The organism is Allorhizobium pseudoryzae (assembly GCF_011046245.1).
Taxonomy (GTDB): Bacteria; Pseudomonadota; Alphaproteobacteria; order Rhizobiales; family Rhizobiaceae; genus Neorhizobium; species Neorhizobium pseudoryzae.
Genome location: NZ_CP049244.1, coordinates 97,746 through 110,280 on the forward strand (window position 1 = coordinate 97,746; position 12,535 = coordinate 110,280).

The window sequence follows — 12,535 nt, forward strand, 5'->3', positions numbered from 1 at the left end:
TCTCTTTCTAGATGATCGAAAGCGTCAGGGCGGACCCGCCAAACGGCACCAGCAGGCGATAAATCCGCTCCGGCCAGCTCTGCCGCAATCGGGGATCGACAATATCCAGGGGTTCTACGGATATCGCTCCAGCCCCTTCGACACGGATCTCGGCGAGCTGTCCAAGCCGGATGAGGCTGCCCTCGATCTCCGGTTCGGCCAGTGTCATCAGGGACAGCGTGGCTGGGCGATCTCCGTCATACTGGTCATGAATTTCGACCGCGCGTCCGCGCAGCAGCCGTACCGTGCGCCGATAGTGCCTCAACCCGGCCTCTGCCGGATAGGCGCCGGCGATCTCCAGTGCTACTTCGGCGATCTCCGGTTCGAACCGTACCTCCATGCCTGCCGCACGAAAATGGTCGCCGTCACACTGCATCACCCCGTCAAACGTCGGGAGGTTGTGATAGGCCGATTGCATCGTCCAGATCTCGTAACGACGCGGAGAAAAAGTTTTCGCCGTATAGGTTTCGACCCCGACATCGATGAGCAGCGGCTTTGCATCCTTGTAGAGGATCACGCTGCCGACATCGTTGTGATTGTGGCTGTCGCCGTTATGGCCACCCTTGACGGCAAGCGCGAAATGCTCGTCGCGGGCGATCGCAAGACCGATACCGGGAAAACAATGATCGGATCGAGCCGGCGCGGTGACCTTGCGCTTGAGGATATCCGGCGCCCACAGGACTGCCTGCAGCCGATACCAGAGGTTCCACTCGCTCGGCATCAGCCGATTGGCATCCCGCTCAATGTGCGATGCGGCCAGATCCATCAGTCTTTGCGACTGGACTGCCTGGCCGAAGAGAAATTCGCGGACACCGCAGGGCGGCACGACCGCAGAGGAATCGGCAAAATTGAAGTAGTAATCGCCGCCGACATGCATATGGCAGATGAATTCCGCGATGTTGCGGATCTTCGGCTCCTGCCAGAGCGGCGCAACGAGATCCGGCGCGACCTGATTGAGGATGGTCATCGCGCCGAACAGGCAAAGCCCGGCGTGGCGGTAATAGACGACACCCTCTTCGCAGGCGCCATCCTCCGCATAGTCCTTGAGGAACGCGTCGAGGCTCTGCAACGCCTTCGGCAGGATCGCGCGACGCAGTGGCAGAGAAGTGGGCAGGGTGAAGGCGCTCAACAGGACGTTCTGGGTGATCCAGGCCGTCCAGTTGTTCATGCGTTCATCGCCTTGGCCCATCCACCAGAAATGGCGCACGAGGTAGGGTTTGAAGATCCGACGGTCGATCTCCTGCTCCACCCGCGGCACCACCGCGGGATCGATCGCATCAAGCTTTGCGCGCAACAGATGAAGCGTGGTCGAAAGGATCGCCGCCGTTTCCGCCGCGAACAGATCGATCACCGGATCGTCCGGATCGGGCAGCGAGTGCCGCTTGCCGCCGCGCTCGTAGGCATTGTGGGCGGGCAGTTGCCAGCCGCTTTCCTCGCAGATCAGGATAAGGCCGTCGATGATGGCGTCGAGAAATCGTCCGCTCCCCTCGGCCCATTCGGCGAGCACCAGATCATTCAGCATCAGGCGGCGACGGAAATACAGCGTCTCGAAGCGGGACCGGTTGCCGTTGATTCCATATTCCCGGTAGTCGAAAGCGCGGATCTGCGGCCAGGTGTCCGCAGCGGCCGCTTCGCCAGCCGCCCTCAGTGCATCGGCGATCCAGTCGGGGAGCGGCCGCGACAGGCCAGCCCCATCCGGCATGCTGTCCGGTCGGAAATCTCCCAACGGGCCTTTGAAGTCTGCAATGCGCCCGGCAAACATGCCCTCTCCCTCCGGCGTGACACAATCGGTCCTATCATACCTATTTTGTTTTATCCATCACATTTGTCTGACCGCATGAGAAGTTGTTTGACCAATGATGCGGATGTGCTATGCAGTGCTCAGGAGGCAGGGCGCGTGTTGTAACGCGGCGCCCTGTAAATTGCAGAACTTGCATGGGCTTTGAAACGTCAACGAAGCCGGGAGGAAAGCTGGTGACGCTTGCCAATCCAGCACTGTCAGACAACCGGGCAGACGTGAAGGCCCCGCGGAAGGTGCGGGTCGTCTCGCGGCGCCGCCGGCGAATCGAAAATGCGCTGATCGCCTATTCCTTCATCGCGCCGAACTTCCTGGGGTTTGCCGTCTTTACGCTCGGCCCCATCCTGTTCGCCTTCGCGCTGGCCTTCATGCACTGGGACGGCTCGAACCCGATCGAGTTTGCCGGCCTCGACAACTTCTGGCGTCTGTTCGAAGACCGCGCCTTCATCGACGCCTTCTGGAACACGATCATCTACACGGCGGTCTCGGTGCCGTTGACGCTCGCCTGCGCGCTCGGGCTCGCCATCCTGCTGAATCAGAAGATTTTCGGACGCGATTTTTTCCGCACGGCGATGTTCTTTCCCTATGTCGCCTCGCTGGTGGCCGTCGCCGTGGTCTGGAACATGGTGTTCAACCCCGAGATGGGGCCGGTGAACATGCTGCTCTACACGATCGGCATTCCGCCGGAGGATCTGCCCGGCTGGGCGGCCGACCGGCACTGGGCCATGGTGACCGTCATCCTGTTCGGTATCTGGAAGAGCATGGGTTACTACATGGTGATCTATCTCGCCGGCCTGCAGGGCATCAATTCCGAGCTTTACGAGGCAGCGGGCCTCGACGGTGCCAATGCCTGGCAGAAGTTCATCCACGTGACGCTGCCGCAGCTGGCGCCCACCACCTTCTTTGTGACGGTGATGCTGACCATCCAGTCCTTCAAGGTGTTCGACCAGGTCTACATGATCACGCAGGGCGGGCCCGGCACCTCAACGCTCGTGCTGGTCTATCACATCTACAACGAAGCCTTCATCTCCTGGGATCTCGGTTATTCCAGCATGATCGCGCTCGTTCTGTTCCTTCTGGTTCTGGTCGTGACCGTCGTCCAGTTCCGCCGCCAGCGGGAGGATTGAGCCGATGAGAATTACCGGAAAGAAGATCAAGCCCGCGACGGTCGCTGTCTATCTGACCGTGATCGTCGTCACCATCATCATGCTCCTCCCATTCGCCTGGATGCTGTCGGCCTCGCTGAAGCTCGACCGCGATGTCTTTGCCTTCCCGATCGAGTGGATTCCGTCCCATCCACGCTGGCAAAACTATGTCGATATCTGGACGAAGATCCCGCTGGCCCTCTTCATCTACAACACGTCGAAGCTGACGATCATCGTCACGCTGCTGCAGCTGTTGACCTCGAGCTTTGCGGCCTATGCCTTTGCCAAGTTGCACTTTCCCTACAAGAACACCCTGTTTCTCGGCTATATCGCTACGATTGCCATGCCCTGGCAGGTCTATATGGTGCCGCAATTCCTGCTGATGCGGGAATTTGGCCTCAACAACACGCACCTGGCCCTCATCTGCCTGCAGGCCTTCACCGCCTTCGGCGTGTTCCTGATGCGGCAGTTCTATATGTCGATCCCGACCGAACTCTGCGAGGCGGCGCGCATCGACGGCATGAACGAGTACCAGATCTGGGCAAAGATCATGCTGCCGCTGTCGAAGCCGGCGCTCTCGACGCTCACCATCTTCACCTTCGTCACCACCTGGAACGATTTCCTCGGGCCGATGATCTACCTGACGAAGACGGAGCTCAAGACCATCCAGATCGGGCTTCGCATGTTCATTTCGCAATATTCCGCCGAATACGGGCTGATCATGGCGGCCTCCGTCGTGGCGCTCATTCCCGTCCTCGTCGTCTTCCTGGCGCTGCAACGCTTCTTTGTCGAAGGCGTCGCCTCGTCGGGTCTCAAGGGTTGATGCCATGAATGCCGTTTCGAAACTCGCTCCGCAGCCGATCACCGAGAAAGAGGTGAAAGCCGCCCTCGACATCGCCGTCGCGCAGGTGCGCCGTAATCTTCCCACCTTCACCTATGCGGCGCAGAACCATTCGAGCGTCGGCAATATCTATCCGGCGGTTGCCAACGACCAGTGGACGGCGGGCTTCTGGCCGGGCGAGATCTGGCTGGCTTACGAGCACACCGGCGACAAGCTGTTCCGCTATGCCGCGCAGATCCAGGTGCAGAGCTTTCTCCACCGGATCGAACACCGGATCGAGACGGACCATCACGACATGGGCTTTCTCTATTCGCCCTCCTGCATCGCCGCCTGGAAGCTGGTGGGCGACGAGGACGGTCGCAAGGCCGCACTCTTGGCTGCCGATCAACTGATCGAGCGATACCAGCCGGTCGGCGGTTTCATCCAGGCCTGGGGCCGCAAGGGCAATCCGAACGAATACCGCTACATCATCGACTGCCTCTTGAACCTGCCGCTGCTCTACTGGGCGACACGGGAGACAGGCGACGACAAATACCGCGAGATCGCGCTGACCCATGCGCGAACCACGCTCGCCCATTCGGTCAGGCCTGACGATTCCACCTATCATACCTTCTACATGGACCCCGAAACCGGGGCACCTGTGCGCGGCGCCACCAAGCAGGGCTATAGCGACGACAGTTTCTGGGCGCGCGGCCAGGCCTGGGGCATTGCCGGCATGGCGCTGTCCTACCGCTATGAACGGCTTCCCGCCTATCGCGAGGCCTTCGAACGGTTGCTGGCCTTCTACCTGAACCGGCTGCCCGCCGATCTCGTGCCCTATTGGGATCTGATCTTCACCGAAGGCTCCGATGAACCGCGCGACAGTTCGTCGGCCTCCATCGTCGCCTGCGGGCTTCTGGAAATGGCAGACCTGGTCGAAGAGGCAGATGCCGCCCATTACCGCGATCTCGCCCGCCGGATAATGAAGAGCCTGACCGACCACTACGCCGTGAAGGATCCCGCCCTCTCCAACGGGCTTGTGCTGCACGGCACCTATTCGAAGAAGACCCAGCACAACACCTGCCGCGGCGAAGGCGTCGATGAGTGCGTGTCCTGGGGGGATTATTATTACATGGAAGCACTGACGCGGCTCTCGCGCCGCTGGTCTTCCTATTGGTGATTGCGTGAGGACGTCATGGCCAGCATCTCGCTGAAAAAACTGAACAAGAGCTTCGGCGCGCTGACCGTGGTGCACGATATCGACCTGGAAATCGCCGACAAGGAATTCATCATCCTGGTCGGCCCTTCCGGCTGCGGCAAATCCACGACGCTGCGCATGATCGCCGGCCTGGAGGAAATCTCCGGCGGCGAACTGGTCATTGGCAGCGACCTGATGAACGACGTGCCGTCCAAGGACCGCGACATCGCCATGGTCTTCCAGAACTATGCGCTCTATCCGCATATGACGGTCTACAAGAACATGGCGTTCGGCCTGCAGCTGCGCAAAGCCTCGCGCGAGATCATCGACGCCAAGGTGCAGGAGGCGGCGAAGATCCTCGACATCACCCATCTGTTGAACCGCAAGCCGAAAGCGCTTTCCGGCGGGCAACGCCAGCGCGTCGCGCTCGGCCGCGCCATGGTGCGCAATCCGGCGGTCTTCCTGCTGGACGAACCGCTGTCCAACCTGGATGCCAAGCTGCGCGGCACCATGCGCGCGGAAATCACCAAGCTGCACAAGCGACTGGACGCCACCTTCATCTACGTGACGCATGACCAGGTGGAAGCCATGACCATGGCCGATCGCATCGTCGTGATGAAGGACGGCCATATCCAGCAGGTGGATACGCCGCAGAACCTCTATGACCGTCCGGTCAACATGTTCGTCGCCGGTTTCATCGGCGCGCCGCAAATGAACCTGCTGCCAGCGACGATCCGCCGAGAGAACGGTCGTTTCGTCGCCGATGTCGACGGCCAGGTTCTGCCGCTGCCGCAGAGTTTCGACCAGAGCCGGATTGCGGCTTATGAGGGCCGCCCGGTGATCCTCGGCATCCGTCCGGAAAACTTTCATGAACTGGCACCGGGCGACATCGACCCGGCCAATACCGGCGCCTTCAAGGCTGTGGTGGAACTCGCCGAACCGATGGGCTCGGAAATCCACCTCAACCTGATTGCCGGTGAACGGGCCATGATCGCCCGCGTCTCGCCACGGTTTCGCGCGCGCATCGGCGACGCGGTGACGCTGACCGCCGACATGACCAATGCGCAACTGTTCGATCCGACGACGGAGCGGTCGATCCTCTATTAACCGGCTTGCGGAGACGCGCCATGCAGTGGCTGGAGGCATTCTGGACGAAGGAAGGCAAGGGCATCCCCAAGGATGCACCGGCAAAGACCGGTCTTGCACTGATTGCGGACATCTTGCGCCGGGAATGGTGGGAGCTGGTCAAGCTGAACCTCCTTTTCCTGGCTGCAAGCCTGCCGCTGGTGACACTGCCGGCCGCGCTGTTTGCCATGGCGCATGTCTGCCGCCTGATCGTCGAGGACCGCAATGTCTACCTGCTCAGGGATTTCCTGGAGGCGATGCGCGACCATGCGCTGCGGGCAAGCCTCTGGGCCATCGTGACCGCGGGCGCCGTGTCCGCCGGCACTTATGCGATCATCACCTATGGGACCTATGCCCAGGATGCCCTGATCTACGCCGTGCCGCTGACCGTCAGCCTGGTTGCCAGCGTCTTCGTTGCGCTCACGAGCAGCTATTTCGTGATGGTGAGCGTCACGGGCCGCAGGTCGGTCGGCGTCAGTATACGGCAGTCGGCGCTCGCCGCGCTGCTGCATCCGTTGCCAATGCTCGCGGCACTTGCCGTCATCGCCCTGCTCTGGCTGGCGCATATCCTGTTTTACCCCGTCTCCGTCTTCATGCCGGCGATGGTCAATTTTTCATTCGGAATGTTCGCCGTGGCGTTCGGCGCACAAGGGGCGGTGGCGCAGGTTCTCGCACCGTCCGGGGAGGCTTTTGAGAACCAGTAAATTCGAAGGGCCACGCGGACAGCCGCGCGCGCCGCTCAGAAACGTTCAAGGGAAGGAGAACGGATATGACACTGAACTATATGTCGAAGACCATTTTGGCCGCCGCGGCCGGACTGACCATCACCGCGTCGCTGGGAGGGGCTGCCTTTGCGCAATCCTCCGAGCCGGTGACGCTGAAATGGGCACTCTGGGACTGGGATAAGGTCGCCTATTACAAGCCGCTGATCGAGGCCTATCAGGCCAAGCATCCGAACGTGAAGTTCGAGCATGTGGACCTCGGTTCGCAGGACTATACCCAGATGATCGCCACGCAGCTTACCGGCGGCTCCAAGGATATCGACGTCGTCACGATCAAGGACGTGCCGGGTTATGCAACGTTGGTGAAGGCCGGCAACATTTCCGACCTCACCGATTTCATGAAGACCGACAAGATCGATGCGTCCGCCTATGGCGGGCTGATCGAGGCGATGACAATCGATGGCAAGGTCTATGCCCTGCCCTTCCGGTCGGATTTCTGGGTCGTCTATTACAACAAGGATATCTTCGACAAGGCGGGCGTGCCCTACCCAACCAACGACATGACCTGGAAACAGTTCGACGAGATCGCTGAAAAGCTGAAGGGCGGTTTCGGCTCGAACAAGATCTATGGTGCGCTGCTGCACACCTGGCGCTCCACCGTTCAGCTGCCCGGCATCCAGGATGGCAAGCAGACACTGGTCGATGGCCAGTATGACTTCCTGAAGCCGTGGTACGAGCGGGCGCTCGCGCTGCAGAAGAGCGGCGCCATCCCCTCCTATGCCTCGCTGAAAACCTCCAACACCCATTATTCGGCGCTGTTCTTCAACGGCACGATCGGCATGCTGCCGATGGGCACCTGGTTCATTGGCACACAGATCGCCAAGGTGAAGAGCGGTGAATCGAAGAGCGCCAACTGGGGTATCGTCAGCTTCCCGCATCCGGAAGGTGTCCCCGCCGGCACGACTGCGGCACAGCTTGCCGGTCTTTCGGTCAACGCCAATTCGGCACACAAGGAGGCGGCACTCGACTTCATCAAGTTCGCCGCCGGCCCGGAAGGCGCCAAGATCATCGCCGAAACCGGAACGATCCCGGCGATCCGCTCCGACGACGTCGCAGCCAAGATCGCGGCCCTTCCCGGCTTCCCGCAGGATGAGGCGAGCAAGAAGGGGTTGAAGGCCGGCAAGTCCTACCTCGAAATGGCCGTCAACCCGAATGCGGCGAAGATCGAAGTGGTCCTGAACCGCGCCCATGATGCGATCATGACGGACAATGTCTCGATCGAGCAGGGCCTCAAGGACATGAACGATGGCGTGAAAGCCATCCGCTGACATTAACCTGGCCGGCCGCGCGGTTCGTCTGCGCGGCCGGTTTCATTTCATGACATTCACGAGTTCCGGCCATGTATGATTTCGCCCGCGCCAATCCCCTGAATGGCAATCCGCTGAAGACGAGGGCCGATCTGCAAAAGGCGCTGCTCGATCTCTTCCGCCCGCTGCTGCCCTATTTTTCCGAAGGCGGCGCGCGTGTTCGCCTGAGCGCCGCCGGTGCGATCTTCGACCATGCGGCGGCCGATCTCGAAGGTTTTGCCCGGCCGCTTTGGGGCATCGTACCTTTTGTTGCGGGCGGCGGCCACTTCCCGTACTGGGATCTTTACCGCAAGGGGCTCGCCAACGGCACCAACCCCGATCATCCGGAATATTGGGGTGATGTGGCAGACCGCAACCAGCGCCTCGTTGAACTCGCCGCCATCGGCTTTGCGCTGGCCCTGGTGCCCGACCATCTGTGGGCACCGCTGGATGCGAAGGCCAAGCAGGACGTCGCGCGCTATCTGCTGGCGGCGCGCGAGCGGGACTATGTCGACAACAACTGGAAATTCTTCCGTGTGCTGGTCGATCTCGGGCTCACGCGGATCGGCATCGCGTTCGACCAGACCAAGACCGAAGCCTATCTTGATGAGCTGGAGGCCTTCGATATCGGCGAGGGCTGGTATCGCGACGGACCGGTGAAGCGCGTCGATCACTACATCCCCTTCGCCATGCACTTTTACGGCCTGATCTATGCGGTTCTGGCCAAGGGCGACGAGGCACGTTGTGAGAGAATCCGGGCGCGGGCCAGGCGGTTTGCCCCGGATATCCGCCACTGGTACGGACCGGATGGCACCTCGCTTGCCTTCGGCCGCAGCCAGACCTACCGGTTCGCCGCCGGTGGCTTCTGGGCGGCTCTTGCCTTTGCCGATCTGGAGGCGCTGCCCTGGGGCGAGATCAAGGGCTATTACCTGCGTCACATCCGCTACTGGTCGCAGCTACCGATCGCCGATCGCGATGGCGTACTCTCCGTCGGCTACGGTTACCCCAACCTCTTGATGAGCGAGAGCTACAATTCCGCCGGCTCGCCCTACTGGGCGCTCAAATTCTTCCTGGCGCTGGCGCTGCCGGAGGATCACCCCTTCTGGCGGGCAGAGGAAATGCCTGCGCCCGCCTTTGTAGACCCCGTGCCGCTCGAAAAGCCGGGCATGGTGGCCATGCACACGACCGGCAATATCGTCGTTCTGGCCTCGGGCCAGGAGCACGACAAGATGCGCGGCTCCCATGAAAAATACTCGAAGTTCGCTTATTCGACCCGTTACGGCTTCAACATCGAAGCCAATGACCGGCATTTCGATGCGGCAAGCTTCGACAACATGCTGGGCCTCTCCGACGACGGCGTGCATTTTCGCATGCGCGAGACGCTGGAGGAGGCGCTGATTGCCGATGACATGCTCTATTCCCGCTGGAAACCCTGGGCGGACGTGACCGTCGAAACCTGGCTGATCCCGGCCAATCCCTGGCACCTGCGTGTGCATCGCATCTCGACGCCCCGCCCGCTTGAGAGCATGGAAGGCGGCTTTGCCATTGCGCGTGCGGATTTCAATAAGGACCGCACCGAGGTGACGGCTGAGCGCGCCATCTGGTTCGGCCAGAGCGATACGAGTGCGATCGTTGATCTGTCCGGTCAGCCGATCCGAAAGGGCCATGCGCAATTGGCGATTGCCAATACCAATCTCGTCCATGCCAAAACGCTGGTTCCGCAACTGCGCGGCACCATCCCCGCCGGCGAAACGGTCCTGTCCGCCGCCATCTGCGCCTTGCCGGTCGAGGTCGGGACGGACTTTCTCGATGCCGTGCCCACGGCGCCGGATCTCGCCGCGCTCGATACCCTTTTCCGGCAGTCAGGAAGGCGCGTTGCCGCCTTCGACCTCAGGTGAATCCATGCAGGATGCAGACGACGAGGCCGAAATTGCCGCGCTTCACCGCAGGCGGCTGAACGTTCTCACCTGGGAACGGTCGGCGGCGGACATCGAAGATCCCGCTCATCAGGCGCGCCTTCGGCGCCTGGAAACCTATGCTGGCGCCAGTTTCGGCCCGGACGTCTATATTGCCGAAGAGGCGGAGATCCATACGAGCCGATTGTCCGTCGGCCGCTCATCCTGGATTGCCGGTCATGCGATCGTGCGGGGCGAGATTGATCTCGGCGACAACGTCTCGATCAATCCGTTCGCTTGTCTGTCCGGCAGGGTGCGGATCGGCAGTGGTGTCCGCATCGCCTCGCATGTCAGCATCGTCGGCTTCAACCATGGCTTTGACGATCTGGAGACACCGATCTTCCGCCAGCCTCTGACCTCGAAGGGCATCACCATCGAGGACGACGTCTGGATCGGCGCGAATGCCGTGGTGCTGGATGGGGTAACCATCGGACAGGGCGCGATCATCGCGGCGGGCGCGGTGGTCTCTCAGGACATTCCGGCCTATGCCATTGCCGGGGGCGTGCCGGCACGGGTGCTGAAATCGCGTTTGCCTGCTGCTTCCTCGCAGAGCGCACAAGTGGAAGAGGCGCTGACGAACCTCGATGCCGTGGCAAAGCGCGAGTGGCGGGAGGTCATCGACGGTTACCGCGCGGGCGAAACCTTCGTCTCTCCCGACTCAAGCGGGAAACCCGTCACGTCGCTTCGGCATCTCTGCGATGTCGTCGAACTGGCGGCGGCCTTTGGCGAACCAGAAGCAGCGGGCGACCGTGCAAAACGGATCGCCGACCTCCAGTCCCTGCAGGATGAGGAAACCGGACTCTTTCCTGAACCGGGCGCGCCAACGGTCTCGCCTCTCCAGACGGACGCGACGGCACTCTACAACCTGCTGGCCGTCACTTATGCGCTGGATTGCCTCGGCGCAGCACCGGTTCATCCGGTGCGTGTGGTGGACAATCTGAGTTCAGCTGACATCGAATCCTGGCTGGAAAGTCTGCCCTGGCAAAGCCGTGCCTGGCATTGCGGCGCAACGGTCGATGCGATCGCGACCGGTCTTCATGTGAACCGCCGTTACTTCGGCGGTGGAGAAAGCCGGCATGCCCTGTTCGGCTGGCTGATCAATGCCTGCGATCCGCAGACGGGGCTCTGGGGACAGGCCACCGAAGCGGAAGGCCTTCTGCAGCCGGTCAATGGCTTCTACCGATTGACGCGGGGATCCTTCGCCCAGTTCGATCTGCCGGTTCCCTATCCGCGGCAGGCAATTGACTCGGTCATCCGCAATTACCGGGATCACGACGGCTTCCGCCACGCCACCCTCACCGCCTGCAACCTGCTGGATACGATTCATCCGTTGCTGCTCTGCCTGCAGCAGACCGATCATCGGCGGCGGGAGGCGGAAGAGATTGCCGGGGAGATCATCCTGACGCTTACGCCCCTGTGGCAGACAAAGCGCGGTTTTCCCTTCGCACAAGGACATGCAGCCGGCCTGCAGGGCACCGAAATGGGGCTTTCGCTCCTCTGGCTATCCGCCAAACTTCTGGGGCTGGAGGATCGCCTGTCCTTCCAGCCGAAAGGCATCCATCGGTTCGGAGCCACGGTTTCGGCGCCGCTCCCTGCATCGGCCTGAGTGGCAGGCGGGCAGCACTGACGCCAGTCAGTTGTTGATCACCCGAATATCCGGCTCAGTGCTGCCTTCCATGATCGCGATGCCGTTCGGCAGATCGTTACCGTCCAGCTTTTGAAGAATGGCGGCTTCATCCAGCCCCAAACCTTCCCAGCGCGCACGAAGCCTCCGGCGCAGTTCGGAGATGTCCACCTCCACCAGCACGGTCAGATCGAAGATCGGCTTCAGTCGATCCCACGGGGACTGGCGCATCAGCAGGTAGTTGCCTTCACACACGATGATGCCGGTCTGGCGGGCGATCAACCGTCCGCCGGCACGGGCGATCTCGATCGAACGGTCGAAGACCGGTACGGCCACGACATCGTCCTCGTTGCGCTTCAGGCGCTCCAGCATGTGGCGCAAGCCATGCACATCGAAGGTGTCGATCGCGCCCTTGTTCGCAAGCCGTCCCCTCTCGCGGAGAACGGAGTCGTCGAAATGGAAGCCGTCCATCGGAAACAGGGCCGCCATTCCCGGCTCTCTCCGGTTGATCTCATCGACCACCACTTCGGCCAGCGTCGATTTGCCCGATCCAGGCGGCCCGGCAATGCCCGCCATGCGGCGGGATCCGCATGGAAGCGACAGGAGACGGTCGGCAATCAGGCTGGCATTGCGGCTCAGTGTGGTCATCAGAACGGCTATCCTCAGGGCTGGGTTGCAGGGTGCGAAAGTATCCTGCGAGTCGCGATGAATATGCCGTTTCAGCACGATGTGGATCACAATGCCAGACCATGTCACCGGTCGT

General features: G+C 61.5%; 10 protein-coding genes. 8 read left to right on the top strand and 2 right to left on the bottom strand.

Going from position 1 to position 12,535, the window contains the following annotated elements; translation table 11 throughout:
- Positions 1 to 7: 7 nt before the first annotated feature.
- The gene (locus tag G6N78_RS19495; RefSeq protein ID WP_165222755.1) at positions 8 to 1,801 is read right to left on the bottom strand and encodes a heparinase II/III family protein; all 1,794 of its coding nucleotides are present in this window, start codon (positions 1,799 to 1,801) and stop codon (positions 8 to 10) included.
- 173 nt (positions 1,802 to 1,974) lie between these two features.
- On the opposite strand from G6N78_RS19495, the gene G6N78_RS19500 reads away from it, so the two are divergent.
- The 8 genes from G6N78_RS19500 (at position 1,975) to G6N78_RS19535 (ending at position 11,754) form a co-directional block, all read left to right on the top strand.
- Positions 1,975 to 2,964: a carbohydrate ABC transporter permease gene (locus G6N78_RS19500; protein WP_234906047.1), complete on the top strand. Its 990-nt coding sequence runs from the start codon at positions 1,975 to 1,977 to the stop codon at positions 2,962 to 2,964.
- 4 nt (positions 2,965 to 2,968) lie between these two features.
- Positions 2,969 to 3,805, top strand: coding sequence for a carbohydrate ABC transporter permease (locus G6N78_RS19505; protein ID WP_165222758.1), 837 nt, complete (start codon positions 2,969 to 2,971; stop codon positions 3,803 to 3,805).
- A gap of 4 nt (positions 3,806 to 3,809) precedes the next feature.
- On the top strand, positions 3,810 to 4,982 hold the full coding sequence (locus G6N78_RS19510) for a glycoside hydrolase family 88 protein (protein WP_165222761.1): 1,173 nt from the start codon (positions 3,810 to 3,812) through the stop codon (positions 4,980 to 4,982).
- A 15-nt stretch (positions 4,983 to 4,997) separates the two neighbouring features.
- A complete protein-coding gene (locus G6N78_RS19515; RefSeq protein ID WP_165222764.1) occupies positions 4,998 to 6,107 on the top strand; it encodes an ABC transporter ATP-binding protein in 1,110 nt (369 codons plus the stop codon).
- 20 nt (positions 6,108 to 6,127) lie between these two features.
- The gene (locus G6N78_RS19520) at positions 6,128 to 6,829 is read left to right on the top strand and encodes a DUF624 domain-containing protein (RefSeq protein WP_165222767.1); all 702 of its coding nucleotides are present in this window, start codon (positions 6,128 to 6,130) and stop codon (positions 6,827 to 6,829) included.
- Positions 6,830 to 6,894: 65 nt separating this feature from the next.
- Entirely contained in the window at positions 6,895 to 8,175 is a 1,281-nt protein-coding gene (locus tag G6N78_RS19525; protein WP_165222770.1) for an ABC transporter substrate-binding protein, read from the top strand.
- Between the two features lie 71 nt (positions 8,176 to 8,246).
- Positions 8,247 to 10,091, top strand: coding sequence for a DUF2264 domain-containing protein (locus G6N78_RS19530; RefSeq protein ID WP_165222773.1), 1,845 nt, complete (start codon positions 8,247 to 8,249; stop codon positions 10,089 to 10,091).
- 4 nt (positions 10,092 to 10,095) lie between these two features.
- Entirely contained in the window at positions 10,096 to 11,754 is a 1,659-nt protein-coding gene (locus tag G6N78_RS19535; protein WP_165222776.1) for an acyltransferase, read from the top strand.
- Positions 11,755 to 11,781: 27 nt separating this feature from the next.
- Here the strand turns inward: G6N78_RS19535 and G6N78_RS19540 are convergent, their stop codons facing one another.
- Positions 11,782 to 12,420 (bottom strand): nucleoside/nucleotide kinase family protein, encoded by a 639-nt coding sequence (locus G6N78_RS19540; protein ID WP_165222779.1) that lies wholly within the window; start codon positions 12,418 to 12,420, stop codon positions 11,782 to 11,784.
- Between the last annotated feature and the right edge of the window lie 115 nt (positions 12,421 to 12,535).